We start from the raw sequence: 22,831 nt of genomic DNA on the forward strand, positions 1-22,831 counted from the left end.
TCATTGCGTCGTTGCGACCCCTTACTGGGTCTTGCGGAGCGCGTCGTTGAACTTCACCATGTCGACGATCGGCTGATATTCCTTGGCACTGATCGCAGTGAGTTCGAGATCCTTGCCATCGGAAAGCTTGTCGAAATTGGCCTTGTCGTTCTTGGCGTAGTCGATCAGGGCGGCGCCGATCTTCTTCTTCAGATCGTCGGGCAGCGAGGCGAGCACCGTATAGGGGCCTTCGGGCAGGAAGGGCGTCTTGTAGATGACGCGGAAGTCGCCCTTGGTCATCGGGGTGCCGTCATCCTTCTTGAGGATGCCGCGGCTGAGCATGCGGGTCAGGTTGGAATCGTCTTCCGAGTTCCAGCTGTTGGCGGCCGCATCGGCGGTACCCTGGGCGAGGGCCAGCACGGCATTGTCATGGCTGCCGGCGAAGACGACCGAGGAGAAGAACTTGTCGACGTCGATGCCCTGGCTGTGCAGGCCGAAGCGCGGCGCATTGTTGCCGGAGGTCGAGTTGGGGTCGACGAGGGCGAGCTTCTTGCCCTTGAGATCCTCGATGGTCTTGTAGGGGCTGTCGGCCTTCACATAGATCACCGAATAGTAGCCGGTGAGGCCATTGTTGTGGCGGGGGACGGCGACCGGCTCGGTGGCCACGCCGGTGATGATGGCGCGGGCGTAGGAGGCCGGGCCGTACCAGGCGATCTGGGCAAAGCCGGCGCGCTGGGCTTCGATCACGGCGGCGTAGTCGTTGGCGATGTTGAGCTTGACCGGCACGCCGACCTGCTTGGCGATGTAGTCGGCCAGCGGCTGGTAGCGGTCATTGGTGGTGGAGGCATTCTCGGCCGGGATGACGGCAAGCGTCAATTCGGGATACTGGGCCTTCCAGTCCTCGGCCTGGGCGGTACCGGCGGCAAAGCTCATGGCTGCTGCGGCAAGGCCGAGCAGCGTGCGGCGCGAAAGCATAGGTCTCTCCTGTCGGAAATATCGTGTTCTTGTGGCTCTTGAAGATGCGCAGCCGGCCTGTCAGGCCGCGACGCTGGCAGGGCGAGCCAAACCTGCCGAGTTTGTGTCGCCTGCCCATTTGGCGTCGGCATCGGCATCCATGACTTCGCCGGCCTCGAGGCCGTAGAGGTCGCGCGCTGCATCGGCGGTGAGCATGGCGGGGATGCCGTCGAACACCACCCGGCCGGCGGACATGCCGATCAGGCGGTCGCAATAGCCGCGGGCGAGATCGAGAGAATGAAGATTGCAGATGACGGTGATGCCGAAATGCTTGTTGATGCGCAGCAGCGCATCCATCACGACCTTGGTGTTGCGCGGATCGAGCGAGGCGATCGGCTCGTCCGCCAGGATGATCGAGGGTTCCTGCACCAAAGCGCGGGCGATCGCCACGCGCTGCTGCTGGCCGCCGGACAGGCTGTCGGCACGCTGGCCGGCGAGATTGGCGATGTCGAACTGCTCGAGCGCAGCGAGCGCCATGGCCTTGTCCTCGAGGCCCCACAGCTGCAGCACGGCACTGGCGGTCGAGACCTTGTTGAGGCGGCCCATCAGCACGTTGGTGAGCACGTCGAGGCGGCCGATCAGATTGAACTGCTGGAAGATCATGGCGCAGCGCGCACGCCAGTCGCGCAGGGCCTGGCCGCGCAGGGCCGTGACATCGACGCCGTCGAAGGAGATCGTGCCCTCGCTCGGATCGACGAGGCGGTTCAGCATGCGCAGCAATGTCGACTTGCCGGCACCCGAACGCCCGATTACGCCGATGAAGGCGCCGGGCGCGATTTCCAAATTGACGTCCGCGACGGCAGCCTTGCCGCCGAAGCGCCTGGAAACTCCTTTGATCGCCAGCATGAACAGATCCCTTCTCGTGCAGCTTTCCGAAGTCGGTAACGCTGGGCCATTACAGAGGGATGGCAGTTCAATGATGTTTCGGTGACGATCCCCCGCGGATTTCGCGGGCCTTTGCGACAGATCGGGCGCTCCGGCGGATGCTTGTCACGTGGCTGTCGCAGCGGAGTGGGAAGCAGGGCCCTTCCATCACCGTTGGATCGCCCTTTGCCCAAACTCAGCCTGACGCCTTTCGTCGACCCGGCGGCTTTGATTTCCGCAAGCCGGCTCGGGCGCTACACCGAAGTAGGTCCCCGCACCAGCCTGCATGAGGTCGAACTCGGCGACTATTCCTATGTCGTCAACGATTCGGACATTGCGTACAGCCATATCGGCCGTTTCGTGTCGATCGCGGCCCATACACGCATCAATCCGGGCAATCACCCGATGAACCGCGCGAGCCAGAGCCATTTCAGCTATCGCGCCTCGGCCTATTTCGAAGGCGAGAGCGACGAGGACGACTTCTTTGCCTGGCGCAGGGAACATGATGTCCATATCGGCCACGATGTCTGGATCGGCCATGGCGCGATCGTGCTGCCGGGGCGCCGCATCGGTATCGGCGCCGTGGTGGGGGCCGGCGCCGTGGTCACCCGGGACGTGGAAGCCTACACCATCGTCGCCGGCAATCCGGCACGGCCGATCCGCCGTCGTTTCGAGGAAGCGATTGCCGACCGCCTGCAGGCCCTGGCCTGGTGGAATTGGTCGCACGAGACCCTGCGCGCCGCCTTGCCCGACTTCCGTAAGCTCCCGGTCGAGGCCTTCCTCGACAAATATCAGGCTCTTGCCGTTGAGGGCCTAATCGGTCCATCCTGAGGGCATGGCTGATACCCTGCTCCATTTCGAAGATTTCCCGGTCGGCGAGATTGCCACCTACGGATCGTACAAGCTGACGCGCGAGGCCATCCTCGCTTTTGCCAGGGAATACGACCCCCAGCCGTTTCATCTCGATGATGAGGCGGCAAAAGGCACCATGCTGGGCGGGCTCGCCGCTTCCGGCTGGCATGCCTGCTGCATCTTGATGCGGCTCAACTGCGATGGCTTCATGCTCGGCTCCACCTCGATGGGCGCGCCCGGCATCGACGAGGTCAAATGGCTGGCGCCGCTCCGCCCGGATGTCACGCTGAGCGTTCGCCGCACGACCCTGGAGGCGCGCGCTTCCAAGAGCCGCCCCGAGATGGGCCTGGTGAAGTTCCTGTTCGAGCTCGTGGCTGATGGAAAGACGGTGGTGACCACCCAGACCGGCTCCATCATGTTCGGCCGGAGGCTGGCGGCATGAAATATTTCGAGGATCTCGCCATCGGCGATACCGACGAGATCGGTGCCTTCACCTTTTCGGTCGAGAACATCAAGCGCTTTGCGGTGCTCTACGATCCCCAGCCCTTTCACGTCGACGAAGCGGCTGCGGCGGCCAGCCATTTCGGCGGCCTGGTGGCGTCGGGCTGGCAGGTTGCCGCGGTCTGGATGAAACTCCTGGTGGCGCATCAGGAGGTCGAGATCATCAGGGCGCGCCAACTCGGCAAGCCGGTGGTCAAGCTCGGCCCGTCACCGGGCTTTCGCAACATGGTCTGGGCCAAGCCGGTGCATGCTGGTGATACGCTGCGCTACAGCGTGGAGATCACGGGCAAGAAGGAGAGCGCTTCCCGTCCCGAATGGGGCATCGTCTCGATGCTGAGTTCAGCCATCAACCAGCATGGCGAGCAGGCCTTCCGCTTCGAGGGCACGGTGTTCTGGGAAAGGCGGGGGTGAGGGAAATATAGCGTGCCCCGCAATTGGCTCGAACCTATGTCATTATGGCCGGCCTCTCCAGTTCCGCATAGAAGGCGTAGCCACGGTAGAGGTCTTTGGTCCGAAGCCGCAGTCCCTCGCGGCTTGCGAGGTCCGCCAACGCTGTGGGCAATGCCGCGATGGGATGGACGTGGAAGCGTGCCAGCCAGGCGAAGAGCAGGTGCTTGAACCAGCCCGGCAGGCCCTCCTGCTGGCCGAAATCCACGATCAGAAGGCGCCCGCCTGGGTTCAGGCCGGCAATGGCGCGTTCCAGTACGGCGCGCCAGTCGGGGATCATCGAGAGCGTATAGGAGATGTAGATGCGCTCGAAACCCTTGCGCCCGAGCTGTCCAGGCGAAAAGCGGGTGGCATCGGCCTGGGCCACGGTGACGCGCGCCAGGCGATTGCGGTCGAGCGAGTGCCGGGCCATTTCGAGCATCGCCGTCGAAATGTCGAAGCCGTAAAGTGGTGTGGCGGGATAGCGCCTGGCTACGGCGATGAGGTTGCGGCCGGTGCCGCAACCGATTTCGAGAATCGCATCGCTGGCGGCCGGTCGCAGCGAGACGATCAGGTGATCCCGGCCGAGCAGATAATATTTGCGCGTGAGATCGTAGATGTAGCGCTGGTGGCGATAGATCCGGTTCATCGCCGCCGCAGCATCGCCTGTCTGCATCTCGATGCTCAATGGAGGGCTCGCAACTCGTAGAGATGGAAACCGCCATAGATCGCGGAACGGTCGCGGGCTGTCCAGGCCCGGCAACGCTCGCGGTCATAGGACCAGCGTGCCAGCAAGTCGGCGGGGATGCGGCCCGGGAGCAGGCTCTCCTCGGCGGCGGTACGGAAGATCACCCGGGCGCCGGGACGGGCAGTCCGGGTGATCTCGCTCCACAGCTTGGTGAGGATGACATCGGTCATCCAGTCCTGCGCATCGAGCAGCACATAGGCGTCGAGGCTGGCTGCTGGCTGAGCCTTGAGGTGGTCGATCAGGTTGACGTGGCGTACCTCGATGCGGTCGGCCCGATCGCGCACGGCCTCATAGGCGGCGCGCTCGAGATAGGGCGGCACCGGCCCGTCGCCCTCCGGTTTGTAGCCGCGGCCGAAGGCCTGCCAGGCAAAATAATTGTCCTTGAGGTCGAAATCGCAGGCGAGACGCTCCAGTCGTTCGCGCAGCACATCGGCAATGCCTTCCCCGTCGGCGGCGGCGCCGGCCAGGGCATCATACTGTTCCGGCGGAATGCCCAGGCCATAGAGCGAGGCCCGCCGGCGGGTCAGCCATTTGATATGCGGGCGATCGAACAGGGGAGCGATGCGCTCGTCGAAGACACGACGCTGCTCGGTGAGGTCGCGGGCTGCCAGCAGGTCGGCCGGATCGATGCGATGCAGCCGTCCGATCAGGTGGCCGAGACCAATGAAACGGCCGAGCAGGCCATAGCGATAGAGGTTCTTGCCGAAATAGCCGATGCGACGGCGGCCAAGCAGGTCGCGGCCATCCCAATAGGCGCGTGTCTCGGCATCGAGATGCGGACGAAGCGCGGTTTCATAAGCCGAGACATTGCGGCGCTGATCGGCGCGCGCAAAGAAATCGTAGAAGGTGGCATGATCCGGCAATTGCTGGGCCGCGGCGATCTTCAAACGATTGAGCGCGATGTGATGGCGGTTGAGATCGACGGCGGTGATCGAGGCCGGGCCGGCCTTGAGATAGCTCATCACGTTGCAGCCGCCCGAGGCGATTGCGACCAGCCGATCGTCGGGCTTCAGCGCCAGCGCTTCCATGTCGATTTCGGGGTCTTCCCAGATCTGGGCGTAGACGAGGCCGCTGAAAGCCAAGGTGAAAAGCCGATCCTGGATGCCGCGCAATGACAACAGCCGATGGTGCTCCACGGCTTGTTTGACGTGGCCCTGCTTGGCTTGGCCCTGGCTCTTGGCTCGTGCCTGTGTCCCGATGCTGTTCACATCCGTCATCCCCAGCCGCTCCTTCGTCGAATCCAGGTTGCGTGATGGGATTCGCGGATAAGACCAAGCGATGACGGGGGGATGACAGGGGCTCTTCAAAGCGACGTGGAGGCGACAGCTTTCCGCTGCCTCCTCAGTAGGCCAACAGTTTGGCCCGGCTGATGAAGAAGCCGTGGCCGTCTCGTCTGCGGCAGGTCAGGCCATCCTCGGCCGAGACGCATTTGAAAGGGCCATTCTCCCAGGTCTGACCATAGCCGACAGTGGTGTCGCCGTCACAGCAGAAGGGATCGCTGATATCCTTGTAGATGGCGCCTTTTCCGCTCGGCCCGAGAATGATCCGCGCGGGTGATTGCTTCTCCCTTTCGCAGCTCAGGGTCGGCAATTCCAATCCCGCGCTCGCGCCCTCGCCCTCGCTCTGCGGAATGAAGCGACAGGAAATATTGCCGCTCGGCATGGCAAAGCTCACCATCGAATCGTCAGCCAGGGCCGGCACGCTCAAGGTGGTAGGCATGAGTGCCAGCGCGAGGGTGACGGGCAGGATGAATCTGGGCTTCTTCATTTGATATTTCCGTTGGAAACACAGGCGGGGGAAGACGAAGAATGATGCTCTGCAAGCGTGATGGGGCGAAGTTTCGAAGGATACTCACGACCCCCCCGGGCACTACAGCCGCTGTTCACGTTTGAAGGGGATATACGGAGCGTCAGCCTCCTGGCTGACGCTCCGTATATCCCGCCTCCATAGGGCTCGTCCGCCGATAATAGAATCGAATTGGCTCGACCTTTGTCATTGCCGGGCTTGACCCGGCAATCCAGCCCCTTCCAGGTATCGAAGACGGGGCCGCTGGATGCCCGGGTCAAGCCCGGGCATGACAAAGGAGGCATTTCAATTATTTTCGGACAATGCTTTACCTGTACAAACGCAACTGTCGTGCCAGGCCTCAAACCGTATTCGTGGCCTCGACGCGCTCCTTGCCCAGCGCCGCCGCCATCAGGGTCTGGGTATATAGTTCCCGCGGCGCATCGAAGATCTGGGCGGTCACCCCTTCCTCGACGATGCGGCCTTCCTTCATCACCACGACATAGTCGGACAAGGCCCGCACCACCGATAGATCATGGCTGATGAACAGGTAGGACAGGCCATGCGTGGCCTGCAGTTCGCGCAGCAGTTCGACGATCTGTTTCTGCACCGAGCGGTCGAGTGCTGAGGTTGGCTCATCCAGCACCACCACCTTGGGCTTGAGGATCATCGCCCGTGCAATGGCGATGCGCTGGCGCTGGCCACCGGAGAATTCATGCGGATAGCGGTTGCGGGCGGCAGGATCGAGACCAACCTCGGTCAGAGCCTGGATGGCCCGCTTGTCGCGATCGGCGGCCGATAGATTCGGCTCGTGCACCCTCAGGCCCTCGGTGACGATGGAACCCACCGACATGCGCGGAGAGAGCGAGCCGTAGGGGTCCTGAAACACCAGCTGCAGGGCGCGCCGCAGCGGCCGCATCTCGAGCACGCTCGCTTTCGAGATGTCCCTGCCGTCGAAGCGGATGTCGCCCTCGCCGGAATTCAACCGCAACAAGGCACGCCCCAGGGTCGACTTGCCCGAGCCTGATTCACCCACGATGCCGATGGTCTGTCCCTGCTGCAGGCGCACGGAAACGTCGTCCACCGCCTTCAGGTCCATGGCCTTGTGGCCGCCGAACATACTACCGCTGAGATGATAGGTGACCCGGATGTTGCGGCCCTCGAGCAGCACGGGGGCATCGGGCTGCGGTGGATCCTTGTGGCCTGACGGCTCGGCCGCCAGCAGCATCTTGGTGTATTCGTGCCGGGGATTGTCGAAGACCTCTTCCGTGGTGCCGGTCTCCACCACTTCGCCACGACGCATGACATAGACGCGATCGGCGAAGCGCCGCACGATGTTGAGGTCGTGGCTGATGAAAACGATGGACATGCCCAGGCGCTGCCTGAGCTCGGCGAGCAGGGACAGGATCTGCGCTTGTACGGTGACGTCGAGCGCGGTGGTCGGCTCGTCGGCGATCAAGAGGTCGGGATCGTTGGCCAGTGCCATGGCGATCATCACGCGTTGACGCTGGCCTCCCGACATCTCATGCGGATAGGCATCCACCCGCCGCTCCGGATGGGGGATACCGACGAGCTTGAACAGGTCGATCACTTTCTTGCGGGCTTGCTTGTAGCTGCCGCCGCGATGATGGACGATCGGCTCGGCAACCTGGCGCCCGACCTTGTAAAGCGGATCGAGCGAGGTCATCGGCTCCTGGAAGATCATGGTGATCTTGTCGCCGCGTACCTTGTTGAGCTCCCTCGGCGATAGGCCGAGCAATTCCCTGCCGCGATATTTGGCCGATCCACGCACCTGGCCGTTGCCGGCCAGCAGGCCCATCAGCGCCATCATGGTCTGGCTCTTGCCCGAGCCGGATTCGCCCACGATGGCGACGGTCTCGCCACTGTTGACCTTGAGGTCGATGCCCTTGACCGCCTTGACCGTGCCGTCGGGGGTGCTGAAGCTGACCTCCAGACCGCTGATGTCGAGGAGGGTGTCTGTCGTGTCCTGATCCGAGGGTGTCTGTTGCATCGGTCTTCCTCAGCGATCTTTGGGGTCGAAGGCGTCGCGCAGGCCGTCGCCGATGAAATTGAGGCAGAACAGGGTGGTGACCAGGAAGATGGCTGGGCAGATCAAGAGGTAAGGCGCTGCTTCCATGGAATCGGCGCCTTCCTTGATCAGCGCCCCCCAACTGGTCAGAGGAGCCTGCACGCCGAGCCCGAGGAAGGAGAGGAAGCTTTCCAACAGGATGATGCGCGGAATACGCACCGTCAGGAACACCAGCACCGGGCTCAGCGTGTTGGGAATGATGTGGCGGCGGATCACCGCGCCCTCGCTGAGCCCCAGGGCGTGGGCTGCCGAGATGAAATCGCGCCGCTTCAGCGACAGGGTCTGCCCCCGCACGATGCGGGCCATATCGAGCCACTCGATGGCGCCGATGGCAACGAAGATCAGCCAGAAGTCGCGCCCGAAGGAAGCCACCAGCAAGATGACGAAGAACATGAACGGCAGCGAATAGAGGATCTCGACGAAGCGCATCATCAGATTGTCGGTACGCCCGCCGATGAACCCCGACACGGCGCCGTAGGTGACGCCGATGATGAGACTGACCAGGCTGGCGAGCAGGCCGACGAGCAGCGAGACCTGGCCGCCGATCATGATCCTGGTCATCAGGTCTCGGCCATTGCCATCGGTGCCGAGCAGGAAATACTGGCCATTGATGTCGCCCTGCATGACCACCGTGCGGCCGTCGTCCCGGGTTTCGGTGACCTTGGTGTTCCGGAACTCGTCGATACGATCGACATAGCGGGTGGCGCGCGGATCGATCGACCGGCTGGAAGTCAATGTCGCCGTGAACTGCGTGCCTGAGCTCTCGAAAGATTGAACCTGCAGACGGGCCTGGGAGGCCGCCCGCTTCATGGCCTCCTCGAGTGTCGCGTGCTTGGGATAAGGCGAGAGGCTGGGGGGAACCTTGACGTAGGACCCGTAGACCTGGTCGTAGCCATGAGGCGAAAAAAACGGCCCCAGCACGGAAAAAAGCACTATGGCCGCAAACACGAACAGGCTGACCATGGCGGCCTTGTTGCGGCGGAGGCGGAGCCAGGCAAGCTCGACCAGACTGCGGCTGCGACGAGGGGCGCTTGTTGTCAAATTCGTCTCAGTCATTGCGTACCCTCGGATCGAGCCAGGCGTAGAGCAGGTCGACGATCAGGTTGAAAACGATGATGAAGACCGAGACCAGCACGACGGTCCCCATCACCAGCGTATAGTCGCGGTTGAGCGCACCTTCGACGAAATCCTTGCCGACACCGGGGATGCCGAAGACCTTCTCGACCACCACCGAGCCCGTCAGGAGCGAGGCGGCGGCGGGGGCAAGGTAAGTGACGATCGGCAGGACGCCGGCCCGCATGGCGTGGCCGATAATGGTCAGCTTGGCCGGCAAGCCATAGGCCTTGGCCGTGCGGATATGGTCGGCATGCAAGGCTTCCAGCATGGAACCGCGCATCAGGCGGGCAAACGTCGCCAGCTCCGGCAGAGCCAGGGTGATCATCGGCAGGAGCAGGTAGCGAAACGAACCGTCGCCCCAACTGCCGGTCGGCAGCCAGTGCAGGGTTTGTCCGAAGAGGAGCGCAAGGACCGGACCGATGACGAAATTGGGGACGGTGATGCCGATATTGCCGATCGCGGTCACGGCGACATCCACGATCGAATTCTGGCGTAGAGCGGCAATGGTGCCGATGAGAATGCCGCCGACGACAGCCAAGAGCAATGCCATGCCGCCAAGCTGCAAAGAATATGGCAGTTTTTGAAGTATGATTTCGGAGACCGTATAATCACGATAGACATAGCTGGGGCCGAAATCGCCCCGCAATACATTCCAGATATAGTTTAAGTATTGTTTCCAGACCGGGTCATCGAGATGATAGACCCGGTTGAGGTTGTCCATGATCTGCGGTGGCAGCGGGCGGGCAAGATTGAAGGGGCCGCCTGGTACCTGCCGCATCAGGAAGAAGGAAAGCGTGATGATTACGAACAGGGTCGGAATCGCGCTCGCCAGGCGCTTCAGTACAAATGAAAGCATGACATCGCCTCGGATTGGCTGCCCGCGAAGCGTTCAGGCCTGGCATCAGCGAGGCGAGCGCGCTTCCCTAGAGCAAAGCGCGTTTAAGTGGAAACGCTTCTTAGCTCTAACTCTTTGTTCGGACGCGTCTTTGCGATTCTTGCCGACCCCGCCAAATCGCAAAACGCTTTAGCCGCGGATGAGAGGCAGGCGGTTGGGCCGCCTGCCTCTCACATACGGCGTTTCATTCCTTGGTGAGGAAACGCGTGCCGTGGTGGTTGGCGAGGTTGTCGTGCCAGCCCTTGACCTTCTTGGAAACCAGCCAGGGGTCGTTGTAAACCAGCAGGGGCGTAACGGAGGCGTCGCGCAGCAGCATGGCTTCCGCGTCATGCAGGATCTGCATGCGCTTGGGTACATCCCGCTCGGCGAAGGACTTGGCCATCAAGGCATCGAATTCGGGATTGTTGTAGTGGCCGTAGTTGAAGACCTTGTTGGTGGAGACACCCAGGGTCAGGAAGTTCTCCGGATCGGCATAATCGGCGACCCAGCCGGCCCGGGTGATGTCGAAACTGTTGCCTTGCTGTAGATAGGCGTAGTGGGACTTGAGATCGGAATTGAGCATGGTGACCTCGGCGCCGAGGCCCTTCCACATATCGGCGATCGCCGTGGCGACTTTCTTCCAATTCTCATTGGTGTTGTAGCGGATCTCGACCTTGAGCGGCTTGCCGCCCGGACCGTAACCGGCTTCTTTCAGCAATTCCTTGGCCTTATCCTCGCGGTCGAGCTGAGGCATGTCGGCGAAGTCGGCCTTGGCCGGCGTGTAATTGACGATGCCGTCCGGGATCCAGCTATAGAGCGGCTGATAGACGCCGTTCAGCACGTCATTGGCCAGGAAGTCGCGGTCGATAGCCATGGCAAAGGCTCGTCGGACCCGGACATCGTCGAAGGGGGGCTTGCGGGTGTCGAAGGCATAATATTCGCTCGACGTCGATGGCGAGACGTGAACCTCGTCGCCGACCTTCTCCTGCAGGAATTTGCGCTGATCGGCCTGGAATTGATAGGCGAGGTCGAGCTCTCCGGCGAGGAAGCGGCGTTGGATGGCGGCCTGGTCCTCGCTCGGATAGGCAACGACGCGATCGATCTTCACATTTGCCGCACCCCAGTAGTTGGGGTTCTTGACGAAGGTGAGGTGGTCGCCTGGTATCTGCTCGGTGACCGTATAGGCACCGTTCGACACCAGATTGCCCGCCTTGGCGAAGTCGCGGCCATATTTCTCGACATTGGCCTTGTTCACCGGCACCACGCTTTGATGAGCCAGGAGTTCGGGGAAGAAGGGAACCGGACTTTCGAGGGTGATTTCCAGCGTGCCGGCATCGATGGCCTTGACCCCGAGAGTATCGACCGCTGCCTTGCCGGTGTTCACCGCCTGAGCATTCTTGATCGGATAGGACAGGCTGGCATATTCGCCGGCTTCCTTGGGATCGAGATTGCGCCGGAAGCTATAGACGAAATCTTCCGCCGTGACCGGATCGCCGTTCGACCACTTGGCACTGGATCTCAATTTGAAGGTGTAGACGAGCCCGTCCGAGGAAACCGTCCAGCTTTCGGCGACGGCGGGACCCACCTTGCCGGCGCCGTCATAAGCGGTGAGACCTTCGTAGAGGTCGTCGATGATGAACTGCTCGATATTGGTGGTCGTGTGGATAGGATCCAGCGATTGAGGTTCGCCGCCAAGGCCCTTGTTCAGCACTGTTTCGGCTGAGGCCGGCAGGGCCGTGCCGCCGAGCATGCCGATGGCAAGCAGGGCGCCGAACAGGCGCGTTCGAATAATCGCTGTCATCCTGATTTCCCCTCTGAAGCCAGTTGTTCCGGCTATTGGTTGAAGGCTGGCAGTAAAGGCTCTCGCGTTCACTACGGCAACCCGCGATTTTCGACGGGGAGAGGAAGGGTAGTGCTGCGCGAGCTGCGTGCAGGGGAACAGTATGTCGAAGGGTATAGTGATCGTTTGAAAATTGCGGATGGCCGGGATACGACGCAATATTCGCCATAACCGACTGCGCTTTGTGCCTTCTGCGTTGCGGAGACTGATGGCGCGAAGATCTGGCTGAAATATGGGGATAAGCCACGGACAACCTGGCCGCGAGTGGCGCGGCAGGGCACAGCCCCGATGTCGAGGCCATAGGACGCTGAACCGCCGCGAGAAGGAGGCTGCGCGGGCGGTTCTGAAAAAACCAATCCGAACGGAGGGACGGGCAGGCTCAGTTGAACAGGCTGGAGACGCTCTCTTCGGATGCGGTACGGCCGATGGCCTCGCCGATCAGCGGCGCGATCGAGATGACGCGGATATTCTGGGCCACGCGCACGGCCTCGGTCGGCATGATCGAGTCGGTGATCACCAGTTCGCGCAGCTTGGAGGAGGCGATACGGGCAACCGCGCCGCCCGAAAGCACACCATGCGTGATGTAGGCCAGCACGTCCTTGGCACCACGTTCCAGCAGAGCCTCGGCGGCGTTCACCAGCGTGCCGCCGGAATCGATGATGTCGTCGATCAGGATGCAGGTACGGCCCTTGACGTCACCGATCACGTTCATGACCTCGCTCTCGCCGGCGCGTTCACGGCGCTTGTCGACGATGGCGAGGGGGGCGTCGATGCGCTTGGCGAGAGCGCGGGCGCGCACCACGCCGCCAACGTCGGGCGAGACCACCATGAGCTTTTCGAGCTCCATGCGGGCCTTGATGTCGCGTTCCATCACCGGGGCGGCGAAGAGGTTGTCGGTGGGAATGTCGAAGAAGCCCTGGATCTGCCCGGCATGCAGGTCGAGGGTCAGCACGCGGTCGGCGCCGGCATGGGTGATCAGGTTGGCGACCAGCTTGGCCGAGATCGGCGTACGGCCGGAAGCGCGGCGATCCTGCCGGGCATAGCCGAAATAGGGGATCACCGCCGTGATGCGCCGTGCCGAGGAGCGGCGCAGGGCATCGGTGATGATCAACAATTCCATCAGATGGTCGTTGGTGGGGAAGGAGGTCGACTGGATGACGAAGACATCCGCACCGCGGACATTTTCCTGAATCTCGACGAAGATCTCCATGTCGGCGAACCGCCGCACCGAGCACTTCGTCAGGGGGGTTTTCAGATAGGTCGCAATCGATTCGGCCAGTGCACGATTCGAATTGCCGGCGACGAGCTTGATCTCGCCCGAACCGTGGCCCCTGTCACCTGCCGCCATGAAGCCGGCTCCCGCTTTGAGAAAAATGCACCCGGCTCTTAGCAACTGGCCGCCCCGCATACAATGGGGGCGTCACAAGGAGTTCACACTTGCATGGCTGGAATGCGTGCGGATTGGGATGATTTGCCGCTGTTCCGATGCCCGGTCGGGCCTGGGCTGCCTTCCCGTCGCATCAGCGCATCTGCAATCCGGCATCGGCTCCGTTCAGCACTTCGCTGCCGTTCTGGGTCGTCAGGCTGGTGCGCCCGAGGCACATGGCGGTGCCGCTGTCGGAATCCATCAGGATCATATGGGCGAACATCACCATGCCCGGCTCCAGCACCCAGTCATTGCCCTCGTAGAACATCGGCCGGTCCATCCAGGACGGCGTGAACTTGGCGCCGAGCGAATAGCCGCAGGCGGCAAGCCGATGGTTTTCAAGCCCATGCGAATCCATCACCCGGGCATGGGCGGCGAAGACGTCGCCGGCTGTGCGCCCCGGCCGAATCTCAGCCTCGCAGGCGAGAAGGGCTTCATGCGCAGCCGTGTAAAGCTCGCTGTGGCGGGGCGAGACGTCGCCCACGGTGACCGTGCGCATCAGCGCCGCATGATAGTGCCTGTAGACGCCGGCGAATTCGAGCGTGATCTGGTCGCGCTCGGCGAGCTTGCGGCGGCCGCTCTTGTAGCGGCAGAGCAGGGCGTCGCGTCCTGAACCGATGATGAACTCGTTGGCGGGGTAGTCGCCGCCAGCCGAGAAGATGGCATTGTGCTGGGCTGCGAGGATATCACCCTCGTCCGCGCCAGGAAACACGGCGGCGATGCCGGCCGCATCGGCGGCATCCGAGAGGCGGGCCGCTTCGCGCACATAGGCGATTTCGGCAGCCGACTTGACGGCTCGCAGATGGGCGATGACATCGGAGGCATCGATCAGTTCGAAATCGCCGGCGAAGGCCGCCTCCAGCTTGCGGCCATTGGCATGGGTGAGGCCGTAGGAATCGAACTCCGCGCCGATGCGGCCGCCGGTCACGCCGAGATCGCGCACCATGGCCAGGAGCTGCTGGGCCGGAGTTGCATCCTTGCTATCCGTCCAGATGCGGATGTCGCTGAGAATCGAGGTGTGCTGGGCCTGGCGCAGATCGGCCGTCCGCGTGAGCAGGGCCATCGTGCCGTCGGCGCGGACCAGCAGGGACTGGAAGAAGCAGAAACCGAACGTATCGTAGCCGGTGAGCCAATACATGCTCTCCTGCGCAAAGAGCAGCATGGCGTCGAGCTTGCGCGCGGCCATCTCGGCCTGCAGGCGCTTCAGGCGCGCGGCGAATTCGTCGTTTGAAAAATGCAGCATGGCAGATCCTGCCTCGAATCCCGTTCCTGTCAGTCCATCAGAGCGATAGCATGCAGCAGGCGGCCATAATCGGGCTCCTTGCGATGGGTCACCCGGCGATAGGAGAAGAAGCGTTCCTCATCCTGATAGGTGCACAGCGCCATGTCCTCGAAGCGGCCGATCCCGGCGGCTGTGAGCCGCATGGTGATATAGGCAGGCAGGTCGAACATGGCGTGGCCGGCATTGGGGCTCGGGCCAAAGAAACGTTCATTGGTGGTATCGGCTTCGATGAAGCGCTCCCTGAATTCGGGGCCGACCTCGTAGGCCGCGCGCGAGATCATGGGGCCAAGCACCGCGACGATGTCGCCGCGCGTGGCGCCGAGGCCCACCATGGCGTCGAGCGTGGTTTCGAGCACGCCGGTGAAGGCGCCCTTCCAGCCGGCATGGGCCGCGCCGATCACGCCGGCTTTTGCATCGGCGAACAGGACGGGACCGCAATCGGCGGTGGCGACGGCCAGAGCGAGATTGCGCTCGCGCGTCACCATGGCGTCGACCTTGGGCGCATGCTCGCGGGACCAGGGGGCGGTGACGGTGACCACGTTGGGCGAATGCACCTGATAACAGGTGATGAAGCGGTCACGTGGCACGCCGAGGCTGTCGGCCATGCGGCCCCGGTTCTCACGGACATGATCGGGAACGTCGTCGGAGCCCGATCCCCCGTTGAGGGAGGCGTAGATGCCGGCCGATACACCTCCCTGGCGCGTGAAGAAGCCGTGGCGGATGCCGGGCAGGTCGAGGGCGGCGTGCTGGAGCGCGATGGCGGGCGAATCGGTCATGGCGGCAGGATCGGGAGGAAGGCGGGGGATGTCAAACGGGTGCCGGGAAGGAAGTCGATGCCAGCCAGGATTGTGACGCCGGCGATTTCGCTCCAGGAACCGTTGCGTTTTGAAGCCGTTGGTTCAAAGTGCTCAGCTATCTGGCCGTGGCCAGAAAGATTTGTTGAAATAGGTGCCCCATGAAAATCACGAAAATCCTGCCCGCCCTCGCGCTGGCGGCCTTGCTGGCGCCTGCGGCGGCCGGCTCCGCACAGGCGGCCGTCAGGACGGGAACGCTCACCTGCGATATCGGCGGCGGCATCGGCGTGGTGCTGGGTTCGCGCAAGTCGGTGTCCTGCCGGTTCTCGGACTTCAACGGCTACAGCGAACTCTATGATGGTACCATCACCAAGATCGGCGTGGATGTCGGTTTCACCTTCGGTGGCCGAATGGTCTGGGCCGTGTTCGAACCCTCCAATCGCCACGCGCCCTTGGGCGGCAATTATGCCGGCGTGTCGGCCGAGGCCAGCGCCGCGGTCGGTGTCGGGGCCAATGTGCTGCTCGGCGGCGGCAATGGCGGTGTGACGCTGCAGCCGATCTCGGTGCAGGGGCAGACTGGCCTCAACGCTTCGGCCGGCATTGGCAGCCTGCATATCCGCCCGGTCGCGGCGCCGGTGATCATTCAGTCTGAGCGGGTCTATCGCCCCCGCCACAAGGCGCACCGGCATCACTACAAGGCGAAGAAGCATCGCAAGAGCTGCCGCTGCAAGGTGTGAGGCTGACCGGGCCTTTCTCAGCTTCGCTGGGTTCCTGGCGCTGAAACGGCCAGCACCTTGAACAGCGAGCCCATGGCGCGCGGGGCATCGTCGGTGAGGCGTTCGAGCGCCTTGGCAATCGCCTCTGCCTGCTCCGGCGTGGCATGGCGGCTGAGATTGGCCGCCATCGGGCGGATGCCGAGTTCGTTGAGGAATTGCGCCTGCGTGGCGAGGATGTCGATCGCAAGGCGTTTGTCGGCGGCGATCCGCGCCAGTGTCTCGAAACAGACATGGGTGGTGAGATCGGCTTCGCCGGGCCGGGCCAACGGGTCGACGAAGGCATGCGCCGCCATGGCCTGCAGCGTGTCGCCAACGCCGAATTCAAGATGGCCATAGTCGATGATCAGGGCAGCACCGCCAAATCGGGCGAGCCGATCGCAGAGGCCAGCCATCACCTGCGAACCGGCTTCCGGGTATTCGACGATGGTGCCGTCGAGTGCGGTGTTAGAAAGGGAAGGGGCCTGGCTGGCCGGCACGGGCTCGGCAGCGAGGCCGAAGGCCAGTTCGTCATCGACCAGGCCGACAAGACGTTCATGCCAGTGTCCGCTGCGATGGACCAGTTGATGCACGGGCAAGGCATCGAAGAACTCGTTGGCGATGACGATCGATGGCCCGTCCGGCAAGGTGGCGATGTCGTCGTGCCAGATCGGAGATCGGCCGGCGAGGCTGGGGCCGAGAGCCTCGGCCAAGATGGTGGCTTGGGCCTTGCGCAGCGTGGGGCTGGTCTCGACCAGATGCAGTTCGATGGCGGCTGCAAAGGCCGGCAGGACCTTGCCGATGGCACGCAGCGCATCCGCCATCAGCGTGCCGCGTCCCGGCCCCAATTCCACGAGGCCGATATGGGTGGGCGAACCCAGGATCATCCAGCGATGGGCAGCCCACAGGCCGAGGATCTCGCCGAACATCTGGCTGATCTCGGGAGCAGTGATGAAATCCCCGGCGGCGCCGAGCGGATCGCGCGTGATGTAATAGCCGTAACGGGGATGGCCGAGCGCGAGCGCCATATAGCGCGCTACGTCGATCGGCCCGTCCTGGCGGATGAGATCCTTGATTTCGCGGGCGAGCGGCGTTTCGCTCATGCCGATTTGGGCGTGTCGGAGGCCTTTGGCGCCTCGGGGCGATGCATCAGGGCGTAGATCACCAAGCCAAGGCCGGCCACGATCATCGGCAGGGAGTAGGCTTGGCCGATAGTCAGCACATTTTGAATCCACCAGCCGTCCGGCTCGCGATAAAGTTCGCTGAAGGAGCGGGCGGCGGCATAGCCGATACCGAACAGGCCGGCGATCAAGCCGGGCCGTTTCAAGGCGCCGAAGCGTGTCATGACGGCAAACAGCACGAACAGAGCAAGGCCCTCCAGAGCGGCCTCGATCAGCTGGCTCGGATAGCGCGGCGTCGGTCCCTGTTGTGGCACCAGGGCGAAGGGGCTCGAAGGCGAGATCACGCCCCAGTAAGATCCCCAGGCTGGCCGACCCCACAATTCGTCATTGATGAAATTGGCGATGCGGCCGAGAAACAGGCCAATCGGCGCCACGCAAGCGGCAATGTCGAGATAGGACAGGATCGGAATCTTGTTGCGCCAGGCGAACAGGATGATCGCGAGGGCCGCGCCCAGGAAGCCGCCATGGAAGGCCATGCCGCCCTCCCAGACCTTGAAGATCTCGATCGGATTGGCGAGATAATAATCGGGCTCGTAAAGCAGCATGCCGAGCCGCCCGCCGACCACCACGCCGAGCGTGACCCAGATCAAGAGGTCGTCGAATTGCAGCTTGGTGCCAGGTTGTACCAGCCAGAGCCTGGCATTGCCGATCAGGCGACGTCCGTACCACCAGCCGCCGAGCAGGCCGAAAATATAGGCCAGCGCATACCAGCGGACGACGAGGGGGCCGATGCTGAAAATTTCGGGGTGGATGTAGGGGACGATGAAATATTGCTCAGGCATGGGTGCCTTTTGGTGACTAGAGGTGACAGCGTCAAGGCAGAAGCTTCTATCGGGGCCAAGCTTTTATCGAGGTCTGGCCCGTGCTATCGACGCCGCAAAGGAGTTTCGTGATGCCACAGCAATCCGGCCGTATCTATGACGAGTTCGCCAAATTGATGACCGACGCCGCCGGCGTAGCCCAGGGCGTGCGCCGGGAAGTCGACAGCGTCGTGCGCAGCCAGGCCGAGCGCATCATGCGCGATCTCGACTATGTCCGCCGCGACGAGTTCGACGCCGTGCGCGAGATGGCGATCAAGGCCCGCGACGAAAACGAACGTCTCGCCGCCCGTGTCGCCGAGCTCGAGGCCAAACTTGCTGCACGCTGAGCGCAAGACTGTCCCGCCGTGCGACAATAAGACCAGCTAAGAATGAGAGGCCTCCTTGTGGACGGCGGGAACGAATCCTTGCCGATTCAGCCCGAATGCCTGAACTCTCCCCTCACAGGCTGCGTATCGATCGGTGTTCGCAGCGCCAATGCGCCTCCTCGGAGGCGCCGGGAGTTGCAATGTCGGTAATCGAGCTCCAGAGCGAGCGGGCTGGTCACCCGGTTGATCTCGTCGAACATCTGGCGAGTCTTCATGACTGGGCTTTCGACAGACTCGGCGAAGATGAGATCTCCATCGTCGTGAAGGGGCATGGCTGCGACTATGCTGTCTCCTTCACCTGGATGGACGATATCGAGTCGCTGCATCTGGCCTGCTCCTTCGACGCCAAGATTCCCAAGCGTCGCCACGCCGATCTCCTGCAGACGATTGCGCTCGTCAACGAACAGTTGTGGATCGGCCATTTCGACGTCTGGAACGCTGATCAGGTCATCATGTATCGCCATGCCCTGTTCCTGGCCGGCGGCGCCGAGGCCACGCCGCGCCAGTGCGAAGCCCTGATCGAGATCGCGGTGGAAACTTGCGAACGCTATTTCCAGGCCTTCCAGTTCGTGATCTGGGCCGGCAAGACCCCCAAGGAAGCGCTCGAGGCCGTGCTGTTCGAGACCGTGGGCGAAGCTTGATGTACGGTTGCATGGTCGTTTGACCGAGCGCGGGAAACGCGGAGTGTTGGCCTCTGGTCGACAAATGTCAGCCGGAGGCTGACACTCCCGACACCCTTTCCCCCTCGGCATTCCCCATTCGCAGGAGTTTTTCCCATGGCTGAGACATTGGACATTGGCGGCAAGCTGTTGCTGCTGGGCGCCGGCAAGATGGGCGGGGCCATGCTGGAGGGGTGGCTGAAGCTCGGCCTCGATCCCGCCCATGTGGCGGTTATCGATCCGCATTTGCCGCCGGAGGTTGCCGGTGACCTTGCCGTGAAAGGTGTCGCGGTCAACCCGATGCTGGCCTCCTTCGGCACGCCGGCCGTGGTGCTCCTGGCGATCAAGCCTCAGATGATGGATGTCGCCATGGCCTCCGTCGCGCCGCTGTTCGGGCCTGATACCCTCGCCGTCTCCATCATGGCGGGCAAGACCATCGCCAGCATCGCGGCGCTGCTGCCGGCCGATACTGCTATCGTGCGCGCCATGCCGAACACGCCGGCGGCCGTCGGCCGCGGTATCACGGCCGCGGTGTCGAATGCCTTCGTCACCGCTGACCAGGAACGGGCCGCCGATGCTCTGCTGCGGGCGACCGGCGCGGTCGAGTGGGTTGTGGATGAAAGCCTCATCGATGCGGTGACGGCCGTCTCCGGATCGGGGCCGGCCTATGTCTTCCATCTCGTCGAGGCCATGGCCGAAGCCGGAGCGGCGGCGGGGCTCCCCGCCGATCTCGCCATGCGGCTGGCGCGCGCCACCGTGGCGGGTTCCGGCGAATTGCTGCACCAGTCTGATCTGCCGGCCGCCACGCTGCGGCAGAACGTCACCAGCCCGGGCGGCACCACCGCGGCGGCTCTGGACGTGCTGATGGCTGAAAACGGCTTGACGCCGCTGATGAAGCGGGCGGTCGAGGCGGCACGCCGGCGCGCGGGCGAACTCGCTTCCTGACGGACAGAAGGGCTCCTGTCTGCCAATGCGCCGCATTGATCCGGCTCGCGATCGGCCTATCTTAGGATGGGCAAACCAGAAAGCGAGGTCCGAGCCATGGTTGCCAAGTCGAAAGCAGACAATGCCGTCGATCCGCGTCAGGCTGCGATCGAGGCCTTGCTGGCGTTGTGCGCCGACAATCCCTGGGGCGAGATCGGTCTGGCCGATATTGCCGAGAAGGCGGGGCTGTCCCTGTCGCAATTGCGCGGCCTCTATCCCTCCAAGGGAGCCATCCTCGCCGCTTATGCGCGCCAGGTCGACCAGAAGGTGCTCGAAGGCATTGACGAGAGCATGGCCGCGGAACCGGCCCGCGAGAGGTTGTTCGACATTCTGATGCGACGCATCGATGTGCTTTCGCCGCATAAGACGGCCATCGCCAACATTTCCAGGGCCTTCGCACTCGATCCCCTCGCGTTGACCGCCTGGAACCGTGTCGTCACCAATTCGATGCAGTGGATGCTGACGGCTGCCGATATCGACGCCGAGGGCCCGATGGGAGCCGTGCGCGCGCAGGGGCTGGCGCTGGCCTGGGCCCGCATCATCAAGGTCTGGCTGAAGGACGAGGATGAGGGCCTAGCCACGACGATGAAGGAAGTCGATCGGCAGCTTCGTTCGGGCGAGCGCTGGATGGAGCGGGCCGACGATCTCTGCCAGATCTTCGCGCCGTTCCGCCGCATCGCCGAACGCTCCCATGCGCGCCGTGCCCGCATGCGCGAAAGGCTGCGCGAGCGTTTTCACGATTTCGCCGATTCTCGCCGGCGGGGCAGGGATGATCGCGACGATGCGGAGGCGGTGTGAGTACGAGTAACGGGCAGCCGGCAGCGGAAATCGGCTTCGACGATTTCCTCAAGGTTGATATTCGCATCGGCACGGTGCTGGAGGCGGTGCCCCTCGAAGGGGCCCGCAAGCCGGCCTACCGGATGCGGATCGATTTCGGCGATGAGATCGGCATCAAGGCTTCATCAGCCCAGCTTACCGCGCTCTACAATGCCGAGGAACTGGTCGGGCGCCAGGTAATGGCGGTGGTCAATTTCCCACCGCGCCAGATTGGCAAGTTCATGTCACAGGTGTTGACGCTCGGCTTTCCTGGCGCCGACGGTGCCGTCGTGCTGGCGACGCCGGAACGCAGCGCCCCGAACGGCTCGCGCTTGTTCTGACAATGGAGTGAGGGGCAGCGCGACATCCGCGGAAGAATGGGCGGTTACCCAAACGCCTGCGCCCCCGGTCACCTCCACTTACACGATCCTCTCGATCGCGATGGCGGTCGCCTCCCCGCCGCCGATGCAGAGCGAGGCGATACCGCGCTTGAGGCCGTTGCCGGCGAGGGCGTGCAGCAAAGTGACGATGATGCGCGCGCCGGTGGCGCCGATCGGATGACCGAGAGCGCAGGCGCCGCCATGGATGTTGAGCCGGTCGGCTGGGATGTCGAGGTCGCGTCGGGCCGCCATGGCCACCGCTGCGAAAGCCTCGTTGATCTCGAACAGGTCGACATCGCCGACGCTCCAGCCGGTGCGTTCGAGCAGCTTGCGGATGGCCGGGATCGGCGCCGTGGTGAACCAGGCCGGATCCTGGCTGTGGGTGGCATGGCCCTTGATCTCGGCAAGCACGGGCAGTCCATCACGATCGGCGATGGAGCGGCGGGTGAGGATGAGAGCAGCCGCGCCATCGGCATTGGCCGAAGAGCTTGCGGCGGTGATGGTACCGTCCTTGCGGAAGGCCGGCCTGAGCTGCGGGATCTTGTCGGGTGAGACCTTGAGCGGGTTCTCGTCGTCGGCAATCAGCCTGGGGCCGCCTTTGCCGGGCACCTCCACCGGCGTGATCTCGGCGGTGAAGGCGCCGGTTTCGATCGCCTTGCGGGCGCGGGTCAGGGTCTCCACCGCATAGGCGTCCTGGTCATCGCGGCTAAGCTGATAGGCCTGTGCCGTCGCCTCGCCGAAATCGCCCATCGGGCGGCCACCCTCATAGGCATCCTCCAGGCCGTCGAGCATCATGTGGTCGAGAAGGCGGTCATGGCCCATGCGGTAGCCGCTGCGCGCCTTGGCCAGCAGATAGGGCGCATTCGACATCGACTCCATGCCCCCCGTCACCACGATATCGGCGGAGCCGGCGCGAATGAGATCATGACCGAGCATCGTTGCCTTCATGCCGGAGCCGCACACCTTGTTGACGGTCGTTGCGCCCGTGGCGTCGGGCAGTCCCGCATTGCGGGCGGCCTGACGGGCGGGTGCCTGGCCAAGACCGGCGGGGAGCACGCAGCCCAGCACGACCTCGTCCACGCGGTCGGCGGGCAGGTTCGCCTGTGTCAGGGCCGCTTTCACGACATGGGCGCCGAGCGCGGGGGAAGCCAGGCTCGAGAGATCGCCCTGGAAACGCCCCAGCGGGGTGCGTGTGGCGGAGACGATGACGACGGGGTCGCTGTTGGACATGGTTCAATCCTCGCTGGCGCAGGCACGGCGGAGTACCCATTGCATGATGAATG

24 protein-coding genes are annotated in these 22,831 nt (G+C 63.4%); 9 read left to right on the forward strand and 15 right to left on the reverse strand.

Annotated features, from left to right (window positions below):
- Positions 1–21: 21 nt before the first annotated feature.
- Entirely contained in the window at positions 22–954 is a 933-nt protein-coding gene (phnD, locus tag AB4037_RS02975; RefSeq protein WP_434957498.1) for a phosphonate ABC transporter substrate-binding protein, read from the reverse strand.
- A gap of 60 nt (positions 955–1,014) precedes the next feature.
- Entirely contained in the window at positions 1,015–1,839 is an 825-nt protein-coding gene (phnC, locus tag AB4037_RS02980; RefSeq protein WP_441770472.1) for a phosphonate ABC transporter ATP-binding protein, read from the reverse strand.
- A 204-nt stretch (positions 1,840–2,043) separates the two neighbouring features.
- Here phnC and AB4037_RS02985 point away from each other — a divergent pair, with 204 nt between their 5' ends.
- From AB4037_RS02985 to AB4037_RS02995, 3 genes are read left to right on the forward strand one after another with little or no spacing between them, the layout of a single operon-like run.
- Positions 2,044–2,688: a chloramphenicol acetyltransferase gene (locus tag AB4037_RS02985; protein WP_441770473.1), complete on the forward strand. Its 645-nt coding sequence runs from the start codon at positions 2,044–2,046 to the stop codon at positions 2,686–2,688.
- Between the two features lie 4 nt (positions 2,689–2,692).
- Positions 2,693–3,151 carry a MaoC family dehydratase gene (locus tag AB4037_RS02990; protein ID WP_434957495.1) on the forward strand — a complete coding sequence of 153 codons (459 nt, stop codon included), beginning with the start codon at positions 2,693–2,695 and terminating at the stop codon, positions 3,149–3,151.
- Complete coding sequence (locus AB4037_RS02995; protein ID WP_434957494.1) at positions 3,148–3,621, forward strand: MaoC family dehydratase; 474 nt, start codon at positions 3,148–3,150, stop codon at positions 3,619–3,621. Before AB4037_RS02990 ends, AB4037_RS02995 begins: the two co-directional genes overlap by 4 nt.
- Positions 3,622–3,655: 34 nt before the next feature.
- Here the strand turns inward: AB4037_RS02995 and AB4037_RS03000 are convergent, their stop codons facing one another.
- The 10 genes from AB4037_RS03000 to pgeF all read right to left on the reverse strand — a co-directional run bounded on the left by AB4037_RS03000 (position 3,656) and on the right by pgeF (position 15,572).
- Positions 3,656–4,312 carry a class I SAM-dependent methyltransferase gene (locus tag AB4037_RS03000; RefSeq protein ID WP_441770474.1) on the reverse strand — a complete coding sequence of 219 codons (657 nt, stop codon included), beginning with the start codon at positions 4,310–4,312 and terminating at the stop codon, positions 3,656–3,658.
- Between the two features lie 8 nt (positions 4,313–4,320).
- On the reverse strand, positions 4,321–5,601 hold the full coding sequence (locus tag AB4037_RS03005) for a DUF3419 family protein (RefSeq protein ID WP_441770475.1): 1,281 nt from the start codon (positions 5,599–5,601) through the stop codon (positions 4,321–4,323).
- A gap of 124 nt (positions 5,602–5,725) precedes the next feature.
- Complete coding sequence (locus AB4037_RS03010; RefSeq protein WP_441770476.1) at positions 5,726–6,151, reverse strand: DUF6636 domain-containing protein; 426 nt, start codon at positions 6,149–6,151, stop codon at positions 5,726–5,728.
- Positions 6,152–6,530: 379 nt separating this feature from the next.
- Positions 6,531–8,180, reverse strand: coding sequence for an ABC transporter ATP-binding protein (locus tag AB4037_RS03015; protein ID WP_441770477.1), 1,650 nt, complete (start codon positions 8,178–8,180; stop codon positions 6,531–6,533).
- Positions 8,181–8,189: 9 nt separating this feature from the next.
- On the reverse strand, positions 8,190–9,314 hold the full coding sequence (locus tag AB4037_RS03020; protein WP_441770478.1) for an ABC transporter permease: 1,125 nt from the start codon (positions 9,312–9,314) through the stop codon (positions 8,190–8,192).
- Entirely contained in the window at positions 9,307–10,230 is a 924-nt protein-coding gene (locus AB4037_RS03025) for an ABC transporter permease subunit (protein WP_434957488.1), read from the reverse strand. The genes AB4037_RS03020 and AB4037_RS03025 overlap by 8 nt, the downstream gene beginning before the upstream one ends.
- A 223-nt stretch (positions 10,231–10,453) precedes the next feature.
- Positions 10,454–12,049, reverse strand: coding sequence for a peptide ABC transporter substrate-binding protein (locus AB4037_RS03030; RefSeq protein WP_441770479.1), 1,596 nt, complete (start codon positions 12,047–12,049; stop codon positions 10,454–10,456).
- Positions 12,050–12,467: 418 nt separating this feature from the next.
- Entirely contained in the window at positions 12,468–13,436 is a 969-nt protein-coding gene (locus AB4037_RS03035; RefSeq protein WP_434957486.1) for a ribose-phosphate pyrophosphokinase, read from the reverse strand.
- A gap of 172 nt (positions 13,437–13,608) precedes the next feature.
- A complete protein-coding gene (locus AB4037_RS03040; protein ID WP_434957485.1) occupies positions 13,609–14,757 on the reverse strand; it encodes a M24 family metallopeptidase in 1,149 nt (382 codons plus the stop codon).
- Positions 14,758–14,786: 29 nt separating this feature from the next.
- Positions 14,787–15,572, reverse strand: coding sequence for a peptidoglycan editing factor PgeF (gene pgeF, locus AB4037_RS03045; protein ID WP_441770480.1), 786 nt, complete (start codon positions 15,570–15,572; stop codon positions 14,787–14,789).
- Between the two features lie 179 nt (positions 15,573–15,751).
- On the opposite strand from pgeF, the gene AB4037_RS03050 reads away from it, so the two are divergent.
- Positions 15,752–16,327 (forward strand): DUF992 domain-containing protein, encoded by a 576-nt coding sequence (locus tag AB4037_RS03050; RefSeq protein WP_434957483.1) that lies wholly within the window; start codon positions 15,752–15,754, stop codon positions 16,325–16,327.
- A 17-nt stretch (positions 16,328–16,344) separates the two neighbouring features.
- On the opposite strand, the gene AB4037_RS03055 is transcribed toward AB4037_RS03050, so the two are convergent.
- Both AB4037_RS03055 and lgt read right to left on the reverse strand, forming a co-directional pair.
- The gene (locus AB4037_RS03055; protein WP_441770481.1) at positions 16,345–17,445 is read right to left on the reverse strand and encodes a class I SAM-dependent methyltransferase; all 1,101 of its coding nucleotides are present in this window, start codon (positions 17,443–17,445) and stop codon (positions 16,345–16,347) included.
- The gene (gene lgt / locus AB4037_RS03060; protein WP_434957481.1) at positions 17,442–18,305 is read right to left on the reverse strand and encodes a prolipoprotein diacylglyceryl transferase; all 864 of its coding nucleotides are present in this window, start codon (positions 18,303–18,305) and stop codon (positions 17,442–17,444) included. The genes AB4037_RS03055 and lgt overlap by 4 nt, the downstream gene beginning before the upstream one ends.
- Positions 18,306–18,415: 110 nt before the next feature.
- Here lgt and AB4037_RS03065 point away from each other — a divergent pair, with 110 nt between their 5' ends.
- The 5 genes from AB4037_RS03065 (at position 18,416) to AB4037_RS03085 (ending at position 21,509) form a co-directional block, all read left to right on the forward strand.
- Positions 18,416–18,670, forward strand: coding sequence for an accessory factor UbiK family protein (locus tag AB4037_RS03065; RefSeq protein WP_434957480.1), 255 nt, complete (start codon positions 18,416–18,418; stop codon positions 18,668–18,670).
- Positions 18,671–18,849: 179 nt separating this feature from the next.
- Entirely contained in the window at positions 18,850–19,350 is a 501-nt protein-coding gene (locus AB4037_RS03070) for a YbjN domain-containing protein (RefSeq protein ID WP_068288472.1), read from the forward strand.
- A gap of 135 nt (positions 19,351–19,485) precedes the next feature.
- Positions 19,486–20,313 (forward strand): pyrroline-5-carboxylate reductase, encoded by an 828-nt coding sequence (gene proC, locus AB4037_RS03075; protein WP_434957479.1) that lies wholly within the window; start codon positions 19,486–19,488, stop codon positions 20,311–20,313.
- A 96-nt stretch (positions 20,314–20,409) separates the two neighbouring features.
- On the forward strand, positions 20,410–21,150 hold the full coding sequence (locus tag AB4037_RS03080; protein ID WP_434957478.1) for a TetR/AcrR family transcriptional regulator: 741 nt from the start codon (positions 20,410–20,412) through the stop codon (positions 21,148–21,150).
- A complete protein-coding gene (locus tag AB4037_RS03085; protein ID WP_434957477.1) occupies positions 21,147–21,509 on the forward strand; it encodes a tRNA-binding protein in 363 nt (120 codons plus the stop codon). The genes AB4037_RS03080 and AB4037_RS03085 overlap by 4 nt, the downstream gene beginning before the upstream one ends.
- Before the next feature lie 78 nt (positions 21,510–21,587).
- Here the strand turns inward: AB4037_RS03085 and AB4037_RS03090 are convergent, their stop codons facing one another.
- Positions 21,588–22,778 carry an acetyl-CoA C-acyltransferase gene (locus tag AB4037_RS03090; protein WP_441770482.1) on the reverse strand — a complete coding sequence of 397 codons (1,191 nt, stop codon included), beginning with the start codon at positions 22,776–22,778 and terminating at the stop codon, positions 21,588–21,590.
- Positions 22,779–22,831: the final 53 nt, after the last annotated feature.

The organism is Labrys sp. KB_33_2 (assembly GCF_052114505.1).
Lineage (GTDB): Bacteria > Pseudomonadota > Alphaproteobacteria > Rhizobiales > Labraceae > Labrys.

What these genes read in the sequence shown, in the direction of transcription:
- AB4037_RS03020 (WP_441770478.1), bottom strand. Translation starts at nt 9,314, where the DNA reads ATGACTGAGACGAATTTGACAACAAGCGCCCCTCGTCGCAGCCGCAGT.
- AB4037_RS03005 (WP_441770475.1), bottom strand. Translation starts at nt 5,601, where the DNA reads ATGACGGATGTGAACAGCATCGGGACACAGGCACGAGCCAAGAGCCAG.
- AB4037_RS03025 (WP_434957488.1), bottom strand. Translation starts at nt 10,230, where the DNA reads ATGCTTTCATTTGTACTGAAGCGCCTGGCGAGCGCGATTCCGACCCTG.
- AB4037_RS03090 (WP_441770482.1), bottom strand. Translation starts at nt 22,778, where the DNA reads ATGTCCAACAGCGACCCCGTCGTCATCGTCTCCGCCACACGCACCCCG.
- phnC (WP_441770472.1), bottom strand. Translation starts at nt 1,839, where the DNA reads ATGCTGGCGATCAAAGGAGTTTCCAGGCGCTTCGGCGGCAAGGCTGCC.
- lgt (WP_434957481.1), bottom strand. Translation starts at nt 18,305, where the DNA reads ATGCCTGAGCAATATTTCATCGTCCCCTACATCCACCCCGAAATTTTC.
- AB4037_RS03010 (WP_441770476.1), bottom strand. Translation starts at nt 6,151, where the DNA reads ATGAAGAAGCCCAGATTCATCCTGCCCGTCACCCTCGCGCTGGCACTC.
- AB4037_RS02995 (WP_434957494.1), top strand. Translation starts at nt 3,148, where the DNA reads ATGAAATATTTCGAGGATCTCGCCATCGGCGATACCGACGAGATCGGT.
- proC (WP_434957479.1), top strand. Translation starts at nt 19,486, where the DNA reads ATGGCTGAGACATTGGACATTGGCGGCAAGCTGTTGCTGCTGGGCGCC.
- AB4037_RS03040 (WP_434957485.1), bottom strand. Translation starts at nt 14,757, where the DNA reads ATGCTGCATTTTTCAAACGACGAATTCGCCGCGCGCCTGAAGCGCCTG.
- AB4037_RS03065 (WP_434957480.1), top strand. Translation starts at nt 18,416, where the DNA reads ATGCCACAGCAATCCGGCCGTATCTATGACGAGTTCGCCAAATTGATG.
- AB4037_RS03000 (WP_441770474.1), bottom strand. Translation starts at nt 4,312, where the DNA reads ATGCAGACAGGCGATGCTGCGGCGGCGATGAACCGGATCTATCGCCAC.
- AB4037_RS02990 (WP_434957495.1), top strand. Translation starts at nt 2,693, where the DNA reads ATGGCTGATACCCTGCTCCATTTCGAAGATTTCCCGGTCGGCGAGATT.
- pgeF (WP_441770480.1), bottom strand. Translation starts at nt 15,572, where the DNA reads ATGACCGATTCGCCCGCCATCGCGCTCCAGCACGCCGCCCTCGACCTG.
- AB4037_RS03030 (WP_441770479.1), bottom strand. Translation starts at nt 12,049, where the DNA reads ATGACAGCGATTATTCGAACGCGCCTGTTCGGCGCCCTGCTTGCCATC.
- AB4037_RS03035 (WP_434957486.1), bottom strand. Translation starts at nt 13,436, where the DNA reads ATGGCGGCAGGTGACAGGGGCCACGGTTCGGGCGAGATCAAGCTCGTC.
- AB4037_RS03055 (WP_441770481.1), bottom strand. Translation starts at nt 17,445, where the DNA reads ATGAGCGAAACGCCGCTCGCCCGCGAAATCAAGGATCTCATCCGCCAG.
- phnD (WP_434957498.1), bottom strand. Translation starts at nt 954, where the DNA reads ATGCTTTCGCGCCGCACGCTGCTCGGCCTTGCCGCAGCAGCCATGAGC.
- AB4037_RS03080 (WP_434957478.1), top strand. Translation starts at nt 20,410, where the DNA reads ATGGTTGCCAAGTCGAAAGCAGACAATGCCGTCGATCCGCGTCAGGCT.
- AB4037_RS03050 (WP_434957483.1), top strand. Translation starts at nt 15,752, where the DNA reads ATGAAAATCACGAAAATCCTGCCCGCCCTCGCGCTGGCGGCCTTGCTG.
- AB4037_RS03015 (WP_441770477.1), bottom strand. Translation starts at nt 8,180, where the DNA reads ATGCAACAGACACCCTCGGATCAGGACACGACAGACACCCTCCTCGAC.
- AB4037_RS03070 (WP_068288472.1), top strand. Translation starts at nt 18,850, where the DNA reads ATGTCGGTAATCGAGCTCCAGAGCGAGCGGGCTGGTCACCCGGTTGAT.